Source organism: Enterobacter sichuanensis, assembly GCF_009036245.1.
Taxonomy (GTDB): domain Bacteria; phylum Pseudomonadota; class Gammaproteobacteria; order Enterobacterales; family Enterobacteriaceae; genus Enterobacter; species Enterobacter sichuanensis.
This window is the reverse complement of sequence record NZ_CP027986.1, coordinates 4,648,119-4,669,342: the sequence shown is the minus strand read 5'-3', so window position 1 is coordinate 4,669,342 and position 21,224 is coordinate 4,648,119. Positions and strand designations below refer to the sequence as shown.

The following is a 21,224-nucleotide window of genomic DNA, read 5'->3' as shown; positions in this document are numbered from 1 at the left end:
CGCTTGGCCACAATGAAAGATGTCGCCCGCCTGGCGGGCGTTTCTACGTCGACAGTCTCTCACGTGATTAATAACGATCGCTTCGTCAGCGAGGCGATTCGGGAGAAAGTCGACGCTGCCATTAAAGAGCTAAACTATGCGCCGTCGGCGCTGGCGCGCAGCCTCAAGCTGAACCAGACGCGTACCATCGGTATGCTGATCACCGCCAGTACCAACCCCTTTTATTCTGAACTGGTTCGCGGCGTAGAGCGCAGCTGCTTCGAGCGTGGCTACAGTCTGGTGCTGTGTAATACCGAAGGGGACGAGCAGCGCATGAACCGTAATCTGGAAACGCTAATGCAAAAACGCGTCGACGGGTTACTGCTGCTCTGTACCGAAACGCATCAGCCCTCGAAAGAGATCATTCAGCGCTACCCTTCTATCCCTACGGTGATGATGGACTGGGCGCCGTTCGACGGCACCAGCGATCTGATTCAGGATAACTCTCTGCTGGGGGGCGACATGGCCACCCAGTATCTGATCGATAAAGGCCATACCCGCATTGCCTGCATTACTGGTCCACTGGACAAAACCCCCGCGCGTTTGCGTCTGGAGGGGTATCTTGCCGCAATGGCGCGGGCGGGGCTTTCTGTTCCTGAAGGCTACCGTATTACCGGTGATTTTGAATTTCATGGCGGCTTCGAGGCGATGCAGACATTGCTGGCGCAAGCGCAGCGCCCACAAGCGGTCTTTATTGGTAACGATGCCATGGCATTTGGGGCCTATAAGGCGTTGTACCAGGCGGGACTACGTGTTCCGGACGATATGGCGATAATTGGCTACGATGATATCGAACTGGCCAGCTACATGACTCCCCCGCTGACCACAATCCATCAGCCGAAGGATGAACTGGGTGAACTGGCCATCGATGTGTTGATCCACCGGATGGCACAGCCCACACTGCAGCAGCAACGTCTGCAGCTTACTCCTGTTCTGATGGAACGGGGTTCGGTTTAGCCTTTGTTTTGTGGCGTTCTTTGATCAGGTTGCGTCCGTCTTTCGGTTTTAACAGCATAAAGACCAGCGCCGAAACCACGGTGAGCGCACCCATGGTAATAAAGGTATAGTGGAACTGCTCAACGGTGTTCGCGCTGTCAAAACCTTCATAAAACCGCAGTACCGCTGCACTCACGGCAACCCCTAAGCTTATCGACAGCTGTTGCGTTACGGCCAGCACGCTGTTGCCGCTACTGGCGTTCTCGTCAGTCAGATCGGCAAGGGTGATGGTGTTCATTGACGTGAACTGCGTTGACATGGCCATGCCCAGTACAAACAGCGGCAGGATCAACATCCAGACGGGAAGAGAGGCGGATTGCAGCGAGAACTGCGCAATCATCAGGCCGATAAAGACCGTCACACCAACCAGCGTCTTACGATAGCCAAACCAGCGCAGCACTTGCGTAACGGTTGATTTTGCCAGAATCGAGCCCATTGCCGTGGGCGCCATCATGCAGCCAGCAATCAGAGCCGGATAGCCGAAACCGACCTGGAGCATCAGCGGCATCAGGAACGGTACGCAACCCGTCCCCAGGCGCGAGGCAATGTTGCCCGCGATCCCGACGGAAAATGTTCGGGTGTTAAAGAGCCCCAGGGAGATTAACGGTGTCGGGTGGCGGTGCGCATGACGTATATAGAGAAGAAACAGCAGAACGCCGGCGAGGATAACCGAGAGTGCAATCCACGTTGCCACAATCTTCTCACCAAACAGCTCCATCCCGCTGGAGAAGAGCACCAGACTCAGGCCAAACAGGAAAAAACCACCCATATCGAAACTGCGTCTTGGCGTGGTGAAGTTCGGCATATATTTGCGGGCATACAGCAGCCCCGCAACGCCAATCGGAATATTAATCAGGAAGATCCAGTGCCAGCTGGCCCATGTGACAAACACGCCGCCGAGCACCGGACCAAGTATCGGACCGACCAGGCCCGGCATGGTGACAAAATTGAGCACGGGAAGCAGTTCACTTCGAGGGTAGGCTCGCAGCAAGGCAAGGCGTGCCACAGGCATCATCATCGCGCCGCCAATACCCTGCAATACGCGGAAGATCACCAGCTCCGTTAAGGATGTGGAGAGCGCACAGGCCAGAGAGCCGAGCGTAAACAGCGTCACGGCCAGCATGAAAACTCTGCGGGTGCCGAAGCGGTCGGCCAGCCAGCCGCTTACCGGGATCAACATCGCAACCGTCAGGGTGTAGCTGATGATGGCGGACTGCATTGCCAGTGGGGAACGGTTGAGGCTTTGCGCAATAGCGGGAAGCGCGGTGTTGAGGATGGTGGCATCCAGTGCCTGCATAAAAAACGCCATGGCTGCAATCCACGGCAATCCGGCCATGCTGCGCGCTTTTTTCTTCGTCATTTATTTACCTGCTGGTGGGTTGGTGCGGCCAGTAATGCCTGACACGCACTCAGGGCTTGCTGCCCGTCGCTTTCCTGAATGGCATCCACTATCGCCTGATGCAGATCCAGTTTTACCACTTCGTCCTGGGTAATAGAGGTAAAGTAAGTGTGGTACACCGAATGGAATAAAGAAGCAAAAGAGGTGAGGAACGGATTGGCGCTCATCATATAGATATGTTCATGCCATGCCATGTCGACCTCAACCCAGCGTTCGCGGTTGAAGTGTTTTTTCAGGAACACCATCTCTTCCATCAACGCGTTAAGCTGCGCTTTCTGCTCAGCCGTGCCAAGCGTGGCGGCAAGCAGACATGCCTGAGGTTCAAGGCTACTGCGCATTACCAGAAAGTGATCGATCACCTGATGAAAGTTGTCTTCCGTCATCCACCAGGAGAGCAGCTCCTGATCGAGAAAATTCCAGTTACTTTGTGGCATCACGCGTGTGCCAATACGAGGGCGTGGAAGCACCATACCTTTTGCCGTCAGGGTTTTCACCGCTTCGCGCACGGCGGTACGGCTCACCCCAAACTGATCACCCAGCTCCATTTCACCCGGCAGGATGCTTCCCGGGGCATATTTACCCGCTAAAATCCGCTGAGCCAGCTTTTCGGCCAGCACATAAGAGAGGTTTTTTTGGGCGGCCAGCTGTTGCGCGCTTAATGGCATCGCTTTTATTCCTTAAGGATTCATGCTGATAATTATGCCATCTCGGATGTGATTGTGGTTGCAGATACATCAAATAGAACAATTTGTAGCTTGATTTCACCTCTGTTGGTGAAAAAAAACACGGATAGAAACTTTTTTTAAATTTCCTCTTGTCACGTCGGAATAACTCCCTATAATGCGCCTCCACTGACACGGAACAACGGCACACACGCCGCCGGGTCAGCAGAGAAAAGCGAAAATAATCACTTGACTCTGAAGCGGGAAAGCGTAATATGCACACCCCGCGCCGCAGCGAAAACGAAGCGGCACTGCTCTTTAACAATTTATCAGACAATCTGTGTGGGCACTCAAAGTGACATGGATTCTTAACGTCGAAAGACGAAAAATGAATACCAAGTCTCAACGAGTGAACACGTAATTCATTACGAAGTTTAATTCAATGAGCATCAAACTTTTAAATTGAAGAGTTTGATCATGGCTCAGATTGAACGCTGGCGGCAGGCCTAACACATGCAAGTCGAACGGTAGCACAGAGAGCTTGCTCTCGGGTGACGAGTGGCGGACGGGTGAGTAATGTCTGGGAAACTGCCTGATGGAGGGGGATAACTACTGGAAACGGTAGCTAATACCGCATAACGTCGCAAGACCAAAGAGGGGGACCTTCGGGCCTCTTGCCATCAGATGTGCCCAGATGGGATTAGCTAGTAGGTGGGGTAACGGCTCACCTAGGCGACGATCCCTAGCTGGTCTGAGAGGATGACCAGCCACACTGGAACTGAGACACGGTCCAGACTCCTACGGGAGGCAGCAGTGGGGAATATTGCACAATGGGCGCAAGCCTGATGCAGCCATGCCGCGTGTATGAAGAAGGCCTTCGGGTTGTAAAGTACTTTCAGCGGGGAGGAAGGCGTTGTGGTTAATAACCACAGCGATTGACGTTACCCGCAGAAGAAGCACCGGCTAACTCCGTGCCAGCAGCCGCGGTAATACGGAGGGTGCAAGCGTTAATCGGAATTACTGGGCGTAAAGCGCACGCAGGCGGTCTGTCAAGTCGGATGTGAAATCCCCGGGCTCAACCTGGGAACTGCATTCGAAACTGGCAGGCTAGAGTCTTGTAGAGGGGGGTAGAATTCCAGGTGTAGCGGTGAAATGCGTAGAGATCTGGAGGAATACCGGTGGCGAAGGCGGCCCCCTGGACAAAGACTGACGCTCAGGTGCGAAAGCGTGGGGAGCAAACAGGATTAGATACCCTGGTAGTCCACGCCGTAAACGATGTCGACTTGGAGGTTGTGCCCTTGAGGCGTGGCTTCCGGAGCTAACGCGTTAAGTCGACCGCCTGGGGAGTACGGCCGCAAGGTTAAAACTCAAATGAATTGACGGGGGCCCGCACAAGCGGTGGAGCATGTGGTTTAATTCGATGCAACGCGAAGAACCTTACCTACTCTTGACATCCAGAGAACTTTCCAGAGATGGATTGGTGCCTTCGGGAACTCTGAGACAGGTGCTGCATGGCTGTCGTCAGCTCGTGTTGTGAAATGTTGGGTTAAGTCCCGCAACGAGCGCAACCCTTATCCTTTGTTGCCAGCGGTTAGGCCGGGAACTCAAAGGAGACTGCCAGTGATAAACTGGAGGAAGGTGGGGATGACGTCAAGTCATCATGGCCCTTACGAGTAGGGCTACACACGTGCTACAATGGCGCATACAAAGAGAAGCGACCTCGCGAGAGCAAGCGGACCTCATAAAGTGCGTCGTAGTCCGGATTGGAGTCTGCAACTCGACTCCATGAAGTCGGAATCGCTAGTAATCGTAGATCAGAATGCTACGGTGAATACGTTCCCGGGCCTTGTACACACCGCCCGTCACACCATGGGAGTGGGTTGCAAAAGAAGTAGGTAGCTTAACCTTCGGGAGGGCGCTTACCACTTTGTGATTCATGACTGGGGTGAAGTCGTAACAAGGTAACCGTAGGGGAACCTGCGGTTGGATCACCTCCTTACCTTAAAGAACCTGCCTTTGTAGTGCTCACACAGATTGTCTGATGAAAAGTAAAAAGCAAGGCGTCTTGCGATTGAGACTGACACGTCCCCTTCGTCTAGAGGCCCAGGACACCGCCCTTTCACGGCGGTAACAGGGGTTCGAATCCCCTAGGGGACGCCACTTGCTGGTTCGTGAGTGAAAGTCACCTGCCGTCATATCTCAAAACTGACTTACGAGTCATGTTTGAGATATTTGCTCTTTAAAAATCTGGATCAAGCTGAAAATTGAAACGACACACATGTTATGTGTGTTCGAGTCTCTCAAATTTTCGCAATCAGAAGTGAAACATCTTCGGGTTGTGAGGTTAAGCGACTAAGCGTACACGGTGGATGCCCTGGCAGTCAGAGGCGATGAAGGACGTGCTAATCTGCGAAAAGCGCCGGCGAGGTGATATGAACCTTTGACCCGGCGATGTCCGAATGGGGAAACCCAGTGTGTTCCGACACACTATCGTTAACTGAATACATAGGTTAACGAGGCGAACCGGGGGAACTGAAACATCTAAGTACCCCGAGGAAAAGAAATCAACCGAGATTCCCCCAGTAGCGGCGAGCGAACGGGGAGCAGCCCAGAGTCTGAATCAGCTTGTGTGTTAGTGGAACGGTCTGGAAAGTCCGACGGTACAGGGTGATAGTCCCGTACACGAAAACACACAGGCTGTGAACTCGAAGAGTAGGGCGGGACACGTGGTATCCTGTCTGAATATGGGGGGACCATCCTCCAAGGCTAAATACTCCTGACTGACCGATAGTGAACCAGTACCGTGAGGGAAAGGCGAAAAGAACCCCGGCGAGGGGAGTGAAAAAGAACCTGAAACCGTGTACGTACAAGCAGTGGGAGCACCTTCGGGTGTGACTGCGTACCTTTTGTATAATGGGTCAGCGACTTATATTCTGTAGCAAGGTTAACCGTATAGGGGAGCCGAAGGGAAACCGAGTCTTAACTGGGCGTTAAGTTGCAGGGTATAGACCCGAAACCCGGTGATCTAGCCATGGGCAGGTTGAAGGTTGGGTAACACTAACTGGAGGACCGAACCGACTAATGTTGAAAAATTAGCGGATGACTTGTGGCTGGGGGTGAAAGGCCAATCAAACCGGGAGATAGCTGGTTCTCCCCGAAAGCTATTTAGGTAGCGCCTCGTGAACTCATCTTCGGGGGTAGAGCACTGTTTCGGCTAGGGGGCCATCCCGGCTTACCAACCCGATGCAAACTACGAATACCGAAGAATGTTATCACGGGAGACACACGGCGGGTGCTAACGTCCGTCGTGAAGAGGGAAACAACCCAGACCGCCAGCTAAGGTCCCAAAGTCATGGTTAAGTGGGAAACGATGTGGGAAGGCACAGACAGCCAGGATGTTGGCTTAGAAGCAGCCATCATTTAAAGAAAGCGTAATAGCTCACTGGTCGAGTCGGCCTGCGCGGAAGATGTAACGGGGCTAAACCATGCACCGAAGCTGCGGCAGCGACGCTTATGCGTTGTTGGGTAGGGGAGCGTTCTGTAAGCCGTTGAAGGTGGCCTGTGAGGGTTGCTGGAGGTATCAGAAGTGCGAATGCTGACATAAGTAACGATAAAGCGGGTGAAAAGCCCGCTCGCCGGAAGACCAAGGGTTCCTGTCCAACGTTAATCGGGGCAGGGTGAGTCGACCCCTAAGGCGAGGCCGAAAGGCGTAGTCGATGGGAAACAGGTTAATATTCCTGTACTTGGTGTTACTGCGAAGGGGGGACGGAGAAGGCTATGTTAGCCGGGCGACGGTTGTCCCGGTTTAAGCATGTAGGCGGAGGTTCCAGGTAAATCCGGTACCTTTTTAACGCTGAGGTGTGATGACGAGGCACTACGGTGCTGAAGTAACAAATGCCCTGCTTCCAGGAAAAGCCTCTAAGCATCAGGTAACATCAAATCGTACCCCAAACCGACACAGGTGGTCAGGTAGAGAATACCAAGGCGCTTGAGAGAACTCGGGTGAAGGAACTAGGCAAAATGGTGCCGTAACTTCGGGAGAAGGCACGCTGATATGTAGGTGAAGCCCCTGCGGGTGGAGCTGAAATCAGTCGAAGATACCAGCTGGCTGCAACTGTTTATTAAAAACACAGCACTGTGCAAACACGAAAGTGGACGTATACGGTGTGACGCCTGCCCGGTGCCGGAAGGTTAATTGATGGGGTTAGCGGTAACGCGAAGCTCTTGATCGAAGCCCCGGTAAACGGCGGCCGTAACTATAACGGTCCTAAGGTAGCGAAATTCCTTGTCGGGTAAGTTCCGACCTGCACGAATGGCGTAATGATGGCCAGGCTGTCTCCACCCGAGACTCAGTGAAATTGAACTCGCTGTGAAGATGCAGTGTACCCGCGGCAAGACGGAAAGACCCCGTGAACCTTTACTATAGCTTGACACTGAACACTGGTCCTTGATGTGTAGGATAGGTGGGAGGCTTTGAAGTGTGGACGCCAGTCTGCATGGAGCCGTCCTTGAAATACCACCCTTTAATGGCTGGTGTTCTAACGTAGACCCGTAATCCGGGTTGCGGACAGTGTCTGGTGGGTAGTTTGACTGGGGCGGTCTCCTCCCAAAGAGTAACGGAGGAGCACGAAGGTTAGCTAATCCTGGTCGGACATCAGGAGGTTAGTGCAATGGCATAAGCTAGCTTGACTGCGAGAGTGACGGCTCGAGCAGGTGCGAAAGCAGGTCATAGTGATCCGGTGGTTCTGAATGGAAGGGCCATCGCTCAACGGATAAAAGGTACTCCGGGGATAACAGGCTGATACCGCCCAAGAGTTCATATCGACGGCGGTGTTTGGCACCTCGATGTCGGCTCATCACATCCTGGGGCTGAAGTAGGTCCCAAGGGTATGGCTGTTCGCCATTTAAAGTGGTACGCGAGCTGGGTTTAGAACGTCGTGAGACAGTTCGGTCCCTATCTGCCGTGGGCGCTGGAGAATTGAGGGGGGCTGCTCCTAGTACGAGAGGACCGGAGTGGACGCATCACTGGTGTTCGGGTTGTCATGCCAATGGCACTGCCCGGTAGCTAAATGCGGAAGAGATAAGTGCTGAAAGCATCTAAGCACGAAACTTGCCCCGAGATGAGTTCTCCCTGAGCCTTTAAGGCTCCTGAAGGAACGTTGAAGACGACGACGTTGATAGGTCGGGTGTGTAAGCGCAGCGATGCGTTGAGCTAACCGATACTAATGAACCGTGAGGCTTAACCTTACAACGCCGAAGATGTTTTGGCGAAGAGACGACACAAGTTTCAGCTTTGATACAGATTAACAGAATTTGCCTGGCGGCTTTAGCGCGGTGGTCCCACCTGACCCCATGCCGAACTCAGAAGTGAAACGCCGTAGCGCCGATGGTAGTGTGGGGTCTCCCCATGTGAGAGTAGGGAACTGCCAGGCATCAAACACGTGAAGAGGCCATCCGAAGGATGGCCTTTTTGCGTTTCTGAACCAATGAATTTTGTAGGCCGGGTAAGGCAAAGCCGCCACCCGGCTAGTCAGGCCGCACTCCACGCCACAATAAATTCCGCAATCCCATCCACATCATTTAAATTCAGTACCGGAACCTCAAGCGGCAACATAACATCACTGGCGACGGCAATCACATGCTCATCAAGCGTTAATTCGCTGACATCATGCCCGGCGTCGCTTCTGAACAGCAGGATCTTTGGCACGGCCTCATGCTTAAACCCCTCAACCAGCACCAGATCCAGCGTGGAATGATCCATTCGACTCACCAGGTACGCGAGATCCAGAGGCGCTTCATCCGGCGTTTCTGTCATTAATGCCCAGCGCTGAGAACTTGCCACCATCGTTTGCGCTGCACCCGCTTTACGCAACTCATAGCTATCTTTGCCCGGTTTATCGACATCCATATTATGGTGGGTGTGCTTAATCAGTCCGGGGCGGATACCTCTGGCACACAGCGCAGGAATGAGCTTTTTTAACAACGTGGTTTTCCCGGTGCCACTCCAGGCGGAAATAGCCAGAACAGGTCTCATCTTTTCTCCTGCATCATCTGCAACTCTTCACACGTATTCACGTTCACAAACGCTGCTTTCACATCGCTAAAATCAACGGAATGGCCGCCAGACTCGCGCATAAAGACCATCACTCTGCGTTCGCCTGCCGTGAGGTACTCCTGCAGGGCAGGTGCGAGCGATCGGTGCATCAACGCAATAGCAGGATGGTCACGCTCCCCGTCGTGTACCCAAACCACGGGTGCTGTACCGCGAAGCCGGAACAGCCGCTCGACAAGACAGGACGGAATAAAGGGCGTATCGCAGGGGCAGAAGATAAACCACTCGCCCTGAGATTGTTGCATAACGGAAAGCATACCGGCCAGCGGTCCCGGATAATCTTTCAGGTTATCCGGGTAAACGGCATACCCGCTGCGCTGGTAAGTGTCGATATGCCTGTTCGCACTGATGACCATTGTTGTCACCTGGTCTGCGAGTATATCTGCGACACATTGCCATAGAGGTTTGCCGTTCAGACATTGTAACCCCTTATCTTTCCCACCCATTCGTGTCGCCCTACCGCCAGCCAGAACGACCCCAATGATTTCCTGGTTAAGATTCACGAATATCGCCTCTTTTATTGTGGGATTGACCCTGCTAACGTGTCACTCTAAATGAAAGGAGCATCACCATGAAATGTAAACGTCTGAATGAAGTTATTGAACTCCTCCAGCCCGCCTGGCAAAAAGAGCCAGAGCTGAATCTGATGCAATTTTTACAGAAACTGGCGAAAGAGTCAGGTTTTGACGGCGAACTGGCAGACCTTTCTGACGACATCCTGATCTATCATCTTAAAATGCGTGACTCTGCCAAAGATGCTGTTATTCCTGGTATTCAGAAAGATTATGAGGAAGATTTTAAGACTGCGCTGTTGCGCGCCCGAGGCGTAATTAAAGAGTAAAAGCTTGTAAGCGGCGGCACCGAAATCGCCACAAGATGATATCCTGAATCATTCGTATAATTTCCGGATGATCGGATGAACGACCAGGCTTTTACTTTCCAGACATTACACCCGGACACCATTATGGATGCCCTGTTTGAACAGGGCATTCGGGTGGATTCCGGGCTAACACCGTTAAACAGCTACGAAAACCGCGTCTATCAATTCCAGGACGAGGATCGTCAGCGCTTCGTCGTAAAGTTCTATCGTCCTGAACGCTGGTCCGCAGAACAGATTCAGGAAGAACATCAGTTTGCCCACGATCTGCTGGATGACGATGTCCCCGTTGCCGCACCGCTAAAATTCAATAACCAAACGCTCCTGACGCACGAAGGGTTTTATTACGCGATATTCCCGAGTCTGGGCGGTCGTCAGTTTGAAGCGGATAATATCGATCAGATGGAGTGGGTGGCTCGCTATCTGGGGCGCATACATCAGACGGGGCGTAAAAAAGCCTTTATTGCCCGTCCGACTATCGGCATTCAGGAATACCTTCTTGAACCACGTGGCATATTCGAAACATCTGCCATGATCCCCACTGCGCTAAAGGATGATTTCCTCAACGCTACCGATAAGCTTATTGCTGTGGTGAAAACCTGCTGGCGTGACGATATTTCCGTCCTGCGCCTGCATGGCGATTGTCACGCCGGAAATATTCTCTGGCGCGATGGCCCGCTCTTTGTCGATCTTGATGATGCACGTATGGGGCCTGCGATTCAGGACCTGTGGATGCTGCTCAATGGCGACAAAGCTGAGCAACGCATGCAGCTTGAAACCATTATTGAAGCCTATGAAGAATTTAGCCCATTTAATTCAGACGAAATTGCCCTGATTGAGCCTTTACGTGCTATGCGTTTTGTTTATTATCTCGCATGGTTAATCAGGCGTTGGGACGATCCCGCATTTCCTCGAAATTTCCCGTGGCTTACCGGAGAGGATTACTGGCGTAGCCAGATATCTACATTTACTGAGCAGGTCAAGGTTCTTCAGGAGCCCCCTCTGCAATTAACGCCGATGTATTAATTGGACACACCCAGGAGAGAGTTAATCATGAAAAAAATTTGGCTGGCGCTGGCAGGTATGATTCTGGCATTTAGCGCTTCTGCTGCGCAGTTTACCGACGGCAAACAGTACATCACGCTGGACAAACCGGTCGCTGGCGAGCCACAGGTTCTGGAGTTCTTCTCGTTCTATTGCCCACACTGCTATCAGTTTGAGCAGGTGCTGCATGTTTCTGACAACGTGAAGAAAAAACTGCCGGAAGGCACCAAAATGACCAAGTACCATGTTGAGTTCCTGGGTCCATTGGGCAAAGACCTGACTCAGGCATGGGCGGTGGCTATGGCATTGGGCGTGGAAGATAAGATCACGTCGCCAATGTTTGAAGCCGTACAGAAAACCCAGACCGTTCAGACCACTGCGGATATCCGCAAAGTGTTCGTTGATGCCGGCGTGAAAGGTGAAGAGTACGATGCTGCATGGAACAGCTTCGTAGTGAAATCACTGGTTGCCCAGCAGGAAAAAGCGGCGGCTGACCTCCAGCTTCAGGGCGTTCCGGCGATGTTTGTTAACGGCAAATATCAGCTGAACATGCAGGGCATGGACACCAGCAGCATGGATATCTTTGTACAGCAGTATGCCGATACCGTGAAATACCTGGTTGAGAAGAAGTAATCTCACTGATGTGAAAACGCCGGTCACTGACCGGCGTTTTTGTATGAAGTTTTTATATTGTCTATCTGTTCGTCTTTCTCTTTCCAGAGCGTATTAAGCCACTGCTGGAAACGACGTTTGAAATTCTTATCGTTTACGTAGTCACCGTGCAGTTCAGCGTCTATCGGCACCAGCTCAACACGGACAACAATGCGCGTCAGTTTGCCGCTGAGCATATCGAAGAACGGCGTCTTATCGTTTTCCGGATAGCAGAGCGTGACGTTCAGCAGTTTATCGAACTGTGCGCCCAGCACATTCAGCGCCATCGCTATGCCCGCGGCCTTTGGCGGCAGCAGGTTCTGATAAGGGGAGCGCGTTTGCTGGCGCTTCTCTTGTGTAAACCGGGAGCCTTCAACGAAGTTCACGATGGTGGTGGGATGCGCGCGAAATTTTTCACAGGAACGGCGTGTTGTCTCCACGTCCTTACCGCGACGTTCTGGATGACGAATCAAATAGCTGCGCGAATAGCGTTTCATAAACGGCATATCGAGCGCCCAGCAGGCCAGTCCGATAAAAGGCACCCACGCGAGCTGCTGTTTCAGGAAGTATTTGTTCATGGGGATGTGCTTGCGGAAAAGCACACACAACACCACGATATCAGCCCAACTGTGATGATTACAGATCAGCAGATACCAGTTCTTTTTATTAAGGTTTTCCAGCCCTTCGACGTCCCACTTCAGATGCGGGTTCAGGCGCAGCAGGATCGCCAGACCTTCGCACCAGCAGTACATCATGAAGTTACAAAATGCGGATACGGCTCGCCACACCACAGGGACAGGCAGCAGCAGTTTAATGATCCCGGCGATAATGATCGGCACAGAGCAGGCGATAGTCACCAGGATAGTTAAAATGATGCTTAACAGTAAAGTTATTGCAGCGAGCAATCTCGACATGATGAGTCTTTTCAGGTAGTTAGCTTTAATTGAGCGGCCGGCTATTTGGCGCTGGGCGCTGATTTTACCAGAAAACAGACAAAGTAATGGCGCTTTCATGTCAGGAATGGGCCGCTTTTACCCTGCCGCAGAAGATTTCTCTATGATTCTTCGCTTATCAAGGCTTATATCCACATAGACTAAATTGTCATCAGTTGACCCTATAGATAGGATCCAACGCACTAACAATATGATTATTAAGATCTAAATATCATCGCATATGTCTTTTTTGCGTCTGTTATTCATATGAAGTGAAAATATACACAAACTTATCCACAGTTTTATTTTTGCGAGCGATCCTGACGATCGCAAAATCTTTTCCTGTATCTGGCGCTAATACCTGATGTTTTCATCCTTCTGTGGCATCCTTTAGGCATAAATTGATTAAAGGCACGGACATTATGGTTCAGATCCCAGAAAACCCTCTTATTCTCGTCGATGGCTCTTCTTACCTGTATCGGGCGTACCATGCGTTTCCTCCTCTGACCAACAGCGCAGGGGAACCTACCGGCGCAATGTACGGCGTGCTGAATATGCTGCGCAGCCTGATCCTTCAGTATCAGCCAACCCATGCGGCCGTCGTTTTCGATGCGAAAGGTAAAACGTTCCGCGATGAGTTGTTTGAGCATTACAAATCCCACCGTCCGCCAATGCCTGACGATCTGCGTGCGCAGATTGAGCCGCTGCACGCCATGGTGAAAGCGATGGGTCTGCCGCTGCTGGCCGTCTCAGGCGTTGAAGCGGATGACGTCATCGGTACGCTGGCGCGTGAAGCAGAAAAGATGGGTCGTCCGGTACTGATCAGCACCGGTGATAAAGATATGGCGCAGCTGGTGACGCCAGGGATCACCCTGATTAACACCATGACCAACACCATTCTGGGGCCGGAAGAGGTGGTCGCAAAGTATGGCGTGCCGCCAGAGCTGATTATCGATTTCCTCGCGTTGATGGGCGACTCCTCGGATAACATCCCTGGTGTGCCGGGCGTCGGTGAAAAAACAGCACAGGCGCTGCTGCAGGGGCTGGGCGGGCTGGATACGCTCTACGCGGAGTCGGATAAAATCGCCGGGCTCTCCTTCCGTGGGGCAAAAACCATGGCCGGAAAACTGGAAGAAAACAAAGAGGTGGCTTATCTCTCTTATCAGCTGGCGACCATCAAAACCGATGTCGAACTGGAACTGGGCTGTGAACAGCTGGAGGTACAACAGCCTTCCGCTGACGCGCTGCTGAGCCTGTTTAAGAAATACGAATTTAAACGCTGGACCACTGACGTGGAGGCCGGTAAATGGCTGCAGGCAAAAGGGGCTAAACCTGCTGCAAAGCCGAAGGAAACCATTGTTATTGATGCCGAAGAGCAGGCGGAAGAAGAAGCTGTGGCGCTTTCCTTCGACAACTATGAAACCATTCTTGAAGAATCGCAGCTTATCGCCTGGATTGAGAAACTCAAAAAGGCACCTGTCTTCGCCTTTGACACCGAAACGGACAGTCTCGATAACATCTCTGCCAATATGGTGGGCCTCTCCTTTGCGACAGAGCCGGGTGTTGCGGCCTATGTTCCTGTGGCGCATGATTATCTGGATGCGCCGGAGCAAATCTCGCGCGACCGTGTGCTTGAGTTGCTGAAGCCAATCCTGGAAGACGAAAAGGCGCTGAAGGTCGGGCAGAACCTCAAGTATGACCGCGGCATTTTGCAAAACTATGGCATTGAACTGCGTGGAATTGCCTTTGACACTATGCTTGAATCCTACATTCTGGATAGCGTCGCGGGCCGCCACGATATGGATTCCCTGTCTGACCGCTGGCTTAAGCACAAAACCATCACGTTTGAAGAGATTGCCGGTAAAGGGAAAAATCAGCTTACCTTTAACCAGATTGCTCTCGAAGAAGCCGGACGCTACGCTGCGGAAGACGCTGATGTCACGCTGCAGCTACACCTGAAGATGTGGCCAAAACTGCAGAAGCATGAAGGGCCGCTGAACGTATTCCAGAACATTGAGATGCCGCTGGTTCCCGTGCTTTCACGCATCGAACGTAACGGTGTCAAAATCGACCCGACGGTACTGCATAACCACTCCGGGGAGCTTGCACAGCGCCTGACCGAGCTTGAGCAAAAGGCGCATGAGCTTGCCGGTGAGCCGTTTAATCTCTCCTCTCCGAAACAGCTGCAAACCATTCTGTTTGAAAAGCAGGGGATCAAACCGCTGAAGAAAACCCCTGGTGGCGCGCCATCAACTTCAGAAGAGGTTCTGGAAGAGCTGGCGCTGGATTATCCGCTGCCAAAAGTGATTCTGGAGTACCGCGGTCTGGCGAAGCTGAAATCGACCTACACTGATAAGCTGCCGCTGATGATCAACCCGAAAACGGGTCGTGTACACACCTCCTATCATCAGGCTGTCGCGGCAACGGGTCGTCTCTCGTCAACCGATCCAAACCTGCAGAACATCCCGGTACGTAACGAAGAAGGCCGCCGTATTCGCCAGGCCTTTATTGCACCCGATGACTATCTGATTGTTTCTGCAGACTACTCGCAAATTGAGCTGCGTATTATGGCGCACCTGTCCCGTGACAAGGGGCTATTGACGGCGTTTGCCGAAGGGAAGGATATCCACCGGGCGACCGCGGCGGAAGTCTTCGGTCTGCCACTGGAGAGCGTGACAAACGAACAGCGCCGCAGCGCGAAAGCGATCAACTTCGGGCTGATTTACGGCATGAGTGCATTTGGTCTTTCTCGCCAGCTTAATATCCCACGCAAAGAGTCGCAGAAGTATATGGATCTCTACTTTGAGCGTTATCCGGGCGTACTGGACTATATGGAACGCACCCGTGCTCAGGCGAAGGAGAAAGGCTACGTTGAAACCCTGGATGGCCGTCGTCTCTATTTACCGGACATTAAATCCAGCAACGCGGCACGTCGTGCGGGCGCAGAACGTGCAGCAATCAACGCCCCGATGCAGGGAACCGCAGCGGACATTATCAAGCGCGCCATGATCGCGGTGGATGCGTGGCTGGAACAGGAGAAGCCACGCGTGAAAATGATCATGCAGGTACACGATGAACTGGTATTCGAAGTGCACAAAGACGATCTTGATACCGTGTCGAAGAAGATCCACGAACTGATGGAAAGCAGCATGACACTTGACGTGCCGTTGCTGGTGGAAGTGGGAAGTGGTGAAAACTGGGATCAGGCTCACTAACGGTTCGGGCAATAACGCGCTTTTTATGTAAGTTAGCAACATAACGATGTGCGTTTTGTGACGATCATTAGAATTCCCTATGTAAAGAATGAAAAAAAACTACAAAAAGTGCTTTTTCTGCGGCAAAAAAAGGGGTAGAGTTAGCGACGTAGGGTACAGAGGTAAGATGTTCTATCTTTCAGACCTTTTACTTCACGTAATCGGATTTGGCTGAATATTTTAGCCGCCCCAGTCAGTAATGACTGGGGCGTTTTTTATTGTGGCAAAGAAAAATTCAGGTAAAAAAAAGCGCGGCCATTGCCGCGCCCGGTATCACTCTTCTTCCGCTTCCGTCGCGGGTTCCAGCTCGCTAAACCAGGTGTCGAGCTTCTGACGCAGCTTGTCCACGCCCTGCTTTTTCAGCGAGGAGAACGGCTCAACCTGTACGTCACCGTTGAAGGCCAGCACCGCTTCGCGAACCATATTCACCTGCGCTTTGCGCGCACCGCTCGCCAGCTTATCCGCTTTTGTCAGCAGCACCAGAACGGCAATATCACTTGCGACAGCCCAGTCGATCATCTGCTGATCGAGGTCTTTCAGCGGATGGCGAATATCCATCAGCACCACCAGACCTTTCAGGCACATGCGTTTTTCCAGGTATTCACCGAGCGCACGCTGCCACTTGATCTTCATCTCTTCCGGTACCTGGGCATAACCGTAACCCGGTAAGTCGACCAGGCGTTTGCCATCGGCCACTTCAAACAGGTTAATCAGCTGGGTACGGCCAGGTGTTTTTGAGGTACGCGCCAGGTTCTTCTGATTGGTCAGCGTATTCAGTGCGCTGGATTTTCCCGCGTTTGAACGGCCAGCAAAGGCCACTTCGATACCGGTATCAGAAGGCAGGTGGCGAATATCGGGCGCACTGGTGACAAAATGCGTCTGTTGGTAGTTCCAGGTAGTCACGTGGTCGTCTCCAAAAATCGTAATCTGCGGGGGATTATACCTGAATGCGGGCAAAAGACTTTTTTCATTGCACTCCGCCTGTAGGCTTAAGCCCTGGCCGCTGTGAGAGATCGGCTATAAGTACTATGGGAGATTTCAGAGAAATCGCAGGGGTAAAAAAAGACAAACTGTTTTAAATCATAATCTTATTTCCGGGTAATTATCTGAAAATCCGTTTTTGTACCGTTTCGTTGCTTGTTAGTTTAAGCGAACACGGTAAAGTATGCGGCAAGGCGAGGAAGCCAACAGGACAATGACTTAAGGATAAGGGTCAGGAGCGCCAGGAGGCGAAGACGCAGGATTGTCAGGATGACAAACGCCTGGAGGCGTTTTAACAGGAAAGGGAACCGTATCACGGACGGTAGTAGCCAAGGGATAAACAGGGTTTGTTGTTGGCAAACAAGGAATGTCTGACCCGCTAAGGGTTGTGAGTCAGGAAAAAAGGCGACAGATTGCTCTGTCGCCTTTTTTCTTTGCTTGCTTTCTGCTAGATTTCGCCGCAATTCTATACTGAAGAAAACGACTTAAAGATAAAACATCATGAAAAAACCGACCTCCGCAGCGGGCGCTAAACGCCCTGCCAAAGCACGCCGCAAAACGCGCGAAGAACTGAACCAGGAAGCGCGCGATCGCAAACGCGATAAAAAACATCGCGGTCATGCGGCGGGTAGCCGTGCAAACGGTGGCGGTACAGCAGGTGCTTCTGCGAAAAATAAGCCGCAGAAAGATCCACGTATCGGCAGTAAAACTCCCATTCCACTGGGCGTGACAGACACCCCGGTTACTAAGCAGCACAAACCAAAGAGCGAGAAACCTATGCTTTCACCGCAGGCTGAGCTGGATTTGCTGGAGAACGATGAGCGCCTGGACGCGCTGCTGGAACGTCTTGAAGAGGGGGAAACCCTGACTGCGGAAGAGCAGTCATGGGTGGATGCTAAACTGGATCGCATCGACGAGCTGATGCAGAAGCTGGGCCTGTCATACGACGATGACGAAGATGAAGAAGAAGAAAAGCAGGAAGATATGATGCGTCTTCTGAAGGGTGGAAACTAACATTTGCACCCGGCAGGAACGATAGTCCTGCTTATAACCCTTCCGGTTGTATGTTATCTGGTGTGGTTATTCGTTAAACTACGGCGGTTGTCGCGGCGACAGAAGTGGCTGCGCACCCGATTGATGGCCCGCAATGGGGTCAGAACGGGCCGCCGTATACGAACGCGACACCAACGGAAGGAGTGAGCATGTCTGTACCATCTATCGACTGGGATTTGGCCCTGATCCAGAAATATAACTATTCCGGGCCGCGTTATACGTCGTACCCTACCGCGCTGGAGTTTTCCGACGCCTTCGGCGAGGATGATTTTCAGCAGGCTGTCGCGCGCTATCCTGAGCGTCCGCTGTCGCTCTACGTCCATATTCCGTTCTGCCACAAGCTCTGCTACTTCTGCGGCTGCAATAAAATTGTGACCCGTCAGCAGCACAAAGCCGACCAATACCTTGATGCGCTCGAACAAGAAATTGTGCATCGCGCGCCGCTGTTTGCCGGTCGTCACGTCAGCCAACTTCACTGGGGCGGCGGCACGCCAACCTATCTGAATAAAGCGCAGATCAGCCGTTTGATGACGCTTCTGCGCGAGCACTTCCATTTTAACGATGATGCTGAAATCTCGATCGAGGTCGATCCCCGCGAAATTGAGCTGGATGTGCTGGATCATTTACGCGCCGAAGGCTTCAATCGCCTGAGTATGGGTGTGCAGGACTTCAACAAAGAGGTCCAGCGTCTGGTCAACCGCGAGCAGGACGAAGAATTTATCTTTGCCTTACTCAACCATGCGCGTGACATTGGCTTCACTTCGACCAATATCGATCTGATTTATGGCCTGCCAAAGCAAACGCCGGAAAGCTTCGCCTTCACGCTGAAGCGCGTGTCAGAACTCAACCCGGACCGTCTGAGCGTCTTTAACTATGCGCATCTGCCGACGCTCTTTGCGGCTCAGCGCAAAATCAAAGACGCCGATCTCCCTTCCGCCCAACAGAAGCTGGATATCCTGCAGGAGACCATCACCTCGCTGACCGGGGCCGGCTATCAGTTTATTGGTATGGATCACTTTGCCCGTCCGGATGACGAGCTGGCTATTGCTCAGCGCGACGGGGTACTGCACCGTAACTTCCAGGGCTATACGACCCAGGGCGATACCGATCTGTTGGGGATGGGCGTCTCCGCCATCAGCATGATTGGCGACTGTTACGCGCAGAACCAGAAAGAGCTGAAGCTGTACTATCAGCAGGTGGATGAGACCGGAAACGCGCTGTGGCGCGGTATAGCGTTAACACGTGACGACTGCATTCGTCGTGATGTGATTAAGGCACTGCTCTGCAATTTCCGCCTCGATTTCAGCGATGTTGAGTCGCAGTGGGATCTGCAGTTCAGCGATTATTTTGCAGAGGACCTGAATCTTCTGGCACCGCTGGCGAAAGACGGGCTGGTGGCGGTATCGGAGAGTGCGATTGAGGTCACGCCGAAAGGGCGTCTGTTGATTCGTAATATTTGCATGTGTTTTGACGCCTACCTGCGGCAGAAAGCGCGTTTGCAGCAGTTCTCGCGGGTGATTTAAGCGGCAAAAGCACGAAAGGTAAGCCGGGTAAGGCGTAGCCGCCACCCGGCTTTTCATTGACAGCTCGTTAGCTAAACAGCCCAACCAGCGCCGCACACAGCACAGCCGCAACGGCGGTTTGTGGCGTGTGGCTTTCAGCGGCTCCGCTAGAGAGCATATTCACCAATGTTTCCAGCATGATGTTCACCCCCAATTTCCGGGCACGATCATACAAAACTCAATGAAACAGTAAAGCGCAAAATTACGGCAATTTGCGCTCAATTAATAACCTTTACACAAGAGCGGATATTATTCCATACCCAGCTCTTTAAGCTTGCGCGTCAGGGTATTACGCCCCCACCCCAACAGGCGAGCGGCTTCCTGCTTATGGCCCTGGGTATGACGAAGCGCGGTGGTTAACAGCGTACGTTCCATCTCTGGCTGAGCTTCAGAAAGCAGGTTTTGATGACCGGAACGCAGCGCACGGTCGGCCCACTGTGCCAGCAGCGTCGCCCAGCTGTCCGGCAGCGCGTGCCCGGTACTGCTTTCGGGGGCCGTGGCTTCAAACAGCTCAGCCGGTAAATCCTGAATCAATACTTCCTGCCCGGCGGCCATCACGGTGAGCCAGCGGCAGGTATTTTCCAGCTGACGTACGTTGCCTGGCCACGCCAGACGCGTAAGCGCGGCATCGGTTTCCGGGTGAAGCTGTTTGGCCTCCACGCCCAGCTCACGGGCGGCCACCTGCAGGAAATGACGCGCCAGGCGAGGGATATCTTCACGACGTTCACGCAGCGGTGGCAGATGAACGCGAATCACGTTCAGGCGATGGAATAAATCCTCACGGAATTTACCTTCCTGCACCCGCTGCTCCAGGTTCTGGTGGGTCGCGGCAATAATACGCACATCCACCTTCACCGGCGCATAACCGCCCACGCGATAAAACTGCCCGTCGGCCAGCACGCGCAGCAGACGGGTCTGGACATCCAGCGGCATATCGCCGATCTCATCCAGGAACAGCGTGCCGCCGTCAGCCTGTTCGAAGCGCCCCTGGCGAATGGTATTCGCACCGGTAAATGCCCCTTTTTCATGGCCGAACAGTTCGGACTCAATCAGGTCCTTCGGGATTGCCGCCATATTCAGAGCAATAAACGGCGCTTTTGCCCGCGGGCTGTGGCGATGTAATGCATGCGCTACAAGCTCTTTACCGGTTCCTGATTCACCGTTAATCAATACGCTGATGGATGAGCGGGACAAACGGCCAATAATGCGAAACACATCCTGCATCGCCGGCGCTTCGCCGATGATGTCTGTCGTTGGACCAAAATCGGGCGTATGGCGCGGCTGTTGCTGCTCCTGATAATGGCTAATCGCGCGCTCAACCAGCGCCACGGCTTCGTCGATATCAAACGGTTTGGGCAGGTAATCGAACGCCCCTTGCTGATAGGCGCTCACCGCAGCATCCAGATCGGAGTGTGCCGTCATGATGATGACCGGAAGCATGGGGTGGCGTTGTTTGATCTGCTTTAACAGCGCCAGCCCGTCCATACCCGGCATACGAATATCCGAAAGCAGCACGTCCGGCGTTTTAGTGGTGAGTGCGTCGAGCACTTCGCTGCCGCTCTCAAACGTCGTGCAGCTTAATCCTGCCCCTGTGAGCGCGCGTTCAAGCACCCAACGGATGGAGCTATCGTCATCGACTACCCAGACTATCCCTCGTTGCAT

The 21,224-nt window shown here is 52.8% G+C and carries 16 protein-coding genes, 1 tRNA gene and 3 rRNA genes; 12 read left to right on the top strand and 8 right to left on the bottom strand.

Going from position 1 to position 21,224, the window contains the following annotated elements:
• Positions 1–3: 3 nt before the first annotated feature.
• Positions 4–996, top strand: a complete 993-nt coding sequence (gene rbsR / locus C1N69_RS22525) for a ribose operon transcriptional repressor RbsR (protein WP_025756948.1) — start codon at positions 4–6, stop codon at positions 994–996.
• Here rbsR and mdtD read toward each other — a convergent pair.
• Complete coding sequence (gene mdtD, locus C1N69_RS22520) at positions 962–2,395, bottom strand: multidrug transporter subunit MdtD (protein WP_155031889.1); 1,434 nt, start codon at positions 2,393–2,395, stop codon at positions 962–964. The genes rbsR and mdtD overlap by 35 nt on opposite strands.
• The gene (locus tag C1N69_RS22515; protein ID WP_155031888.1) at positions 2,392–3,099 is read right to left on the bottom strand and encodes a FadR/GntR family transcriptional regulator; all 708 of its coding nucleotides are present in this window, start codon (positions 3,097–3,099) and stop codon (positions 2,392–2,394) included. The genes mdtD and C1N69_RS22515 overlap by 4 nt, the downstream gene beginning before the upstream one ends.
• 456 nt (positions 3,100–3,555) lie before the next feature.
• On the opposite strand from C1N69_RS22515, the gene C1N69_RS22510 reads away from it, so the two are divergent.
• The 4 genes from C1N69_RS22510 (at position 3,556) to rrf (ending at position 8,528) form a co-directional block, all read left to right on the top strand.
• Positions 3,556–5,095, top strand: a 16S ribosomal RNA gene (locus C1N69_RS22510).
• An 85-nt stretch (positions 5,096–5,180) separates the two neighbouring features.
• Positions 5,181–5,256, top strand: a tRNA-Glu gene (locus C1N69_RS22505).
• A gap of 182 nt (positions 5,257–5,438) precedes the next feature.
• Positions 5,439–8,343: ribosomal RNA gene (locus C1N69_RS22500) — 23S ribosomal RNA — on the top strand.
• A 69-nt stretch (positions 8,344–8,412) separates the two neighbouring features.
• Positions 8,413–8,528 (top strand): 5S ribosomal RNA (rrf, locus tag C1N69_RS22495).
• Together the 16S, 23S and 5S rRNA genes with 1 tRNA gene alongside form the textbook arrangement of a ribosomal RNA operon.
• A 98-nt stretch (positions 8,529–8,626) precedes the next feature.
• On the opposite strand, the gene mobB is transcribed toward rrf, so the two are convergent.
• Both mobB and mobA read right to left on the bottom strand, forming a co-directional pair.
• Entirely contained in the window at positions 8,627–9,130 is a 504-nt protein-coding gene (gene mobB / locus C1N69_RS22490; protein ID WP_025759572.1) for a molybdopterin-guanine dinucleotide biosynthesis protein MobB, read from the bottom strand.
• On the bottom strand, positions 9,127–9,711 hold the full coding sequence (gene mobA, locus C1N69_RS22485) for a molybdenum cofactor guanylyltransferase MobA (protein WP_155031887.1): 585 nt from the start codon (positions 9,709–9,711) through the stop codon (positions 9,127–9,129). Before mobA ends, mobB begins: the two co-directional genes overlap by 4 nt.
• 68 nt (positions 9,712–9,779) lie before the next feature.
• Between mobA and C1N69_RS22480 the strand changes: the two genes are divergently transcribed.
• The 3 genes from C1N69_RS22480 to dsbA all read left to right on the top strand — a co-directional run bounded on the left by C1N69_RS22480 (position 9,780) and on the right by dsbA (position 11,762).
• A complete protein-coding gene (locus C1N69_RS22480) occupies positions 9,780–10,049 on the top strand; it encodes a YihD family protein (protein ID WP_003861904.1) in 270 nt (89 codons plus the stop codon).
• Between the two features lie 75 nt (positions 10,050–10,124).
• A complete protein-coding gene (locus tag C1N69_RS22475) occupies positions 10,125–11,111 on the top strand; it encodes a serine/threonine protein kinase (protein WP_155031886.1) in 987 nt (328 codons plus the stop codon).
• Positions 11,112–11,138: 27 nt separating this feature from the next.
• Complete coding sequence (dsbA, locus tag C1N69_RS22470) at positions 11,139–11,762, top strand: thiol:disulfide interchange protein DsbA (protein WP_045285687.1); 624 nt, start codon at positions 11,139–11,141, stop codon at positions 11,760–11,762.
• A gap of 23 nt (positions 11,763–11,785) precedes the next feature.
• Here dsbA and C1N69_RS22465 read toward each other — a convergent pair whose 3' ends face one another.
• The gene (locus C1N69_RS22465; RefSeq protein ID WP_155031885.1) at positions 11,786–12,694 is read right to left on the bottom strand and encodes an acyltransferase; all 909 of its coding nucleotides are present in this window, start codon (positions 12,692–12,694) and stop codon (positions 11,786–11,788) included.
• 440 nt (positions 12,695–13,134) lie between these two features.
• Here C1N69_RS22465 and polA point away from each other — a divergent pair, with 440 nt between their 5' ends.
• A complete protein-coding gene (gene polA / locus C1N69_RS22460) occupies positions 13,135–15,927 on the top strand; it encodes a DNA polymerase I (protein WP_025759567.1) in 2,793 nt (930 codons plus the stop codon).
• 166 nt (positions 15,928–16,093) lie between these two features.
• Positions 16,094–16,141 (top strand): small protein SpfP, encoded by a 48-nt coding sequence (gene spfP, locus C1N69_RS23200; RefSeq protein ID WP_071892919.1) that lies wholly within the window; start codon positions 16,094–16,096, stop codon positions 16,139–16,141.
• A gap of 98 nt (positions 16,142–16,239) precedes the next feature.
• Here spfP and yihA read toward each other — a convergent pair whose 3' ends face one another.
• Positions 16,240–16,869 (bottom strand): ribosome biogenesis GTP-binding protein YihA/YsxC, encoded by a 630-nt coding sequence (gene yihA, locus C1N69_RS22455; RefSeq protein ID WP_045285688.1) that lies wholly within the window; start codon positions 16,867–16,869, stop codon positions 16,240–16,242.
• A 579-nt stretch (positions 16,870–17,448) separates the two neighbouring features.
• Between yihA and yihI the strand changes: the two genes are divergently transcribed.
• Both yihI and hemN read left to right on the top strand, forming a co-directional pair.
• Complete coding sequence (gene yihI, locus C1N69_RS22450; protein WP_025759565.1) at positions 17,449–17,961, top strand: Der GTPase-activating protein YihI; 513 nt, start codon at positions 17,449–17,451, stop codon at positions 17,959–17,961.
• A 188-nt stretch (positions 17,962–18,149) separates the two neighbouring features.
• On the top strand, positions 18,150–19,523 hold the full coding sequence (hemN, locus tag C1N69_RS22440; protein WP_155031884.1) for an oxygen-independent coproporphyrinogen III oxidase: 1,374 nt from the start codon (positions 18,150–18,152) through the stop codon (positions 19,521–19,523).
• Between the two features lie 67 nt (positions 19,524–19,590).
• Here the strand turns inward: hemN and C1N69_RS22435 are convergent, their stop codons facing one another.
• Positions 19,591–19,701 carry a YshB family small membrane protein gene (locus tag C1N69_RS22435; RefSeq protein WP_032670298.1) on the bottom strand — a complete coding sequence of 37 codons (111 nt, stop codon included), beginning with the start codon at positions 19,699–19,701 and terminating at the stop codon, positions 19,591–19,593.
• A 110-nt stretch (positions 19,702–19,811) separates the two neighbouring features.
• Complete coding sequence (glnG, locus tag C1N69_RS22430) at positions 19,812–21,224, bottom strand: nitrogen regulation protein NR(I) (RefSeq protein WP_020883985.1); 1,413 nt, start codon at positions 21,222–21,224, stop codon at positions 19,812–19,814.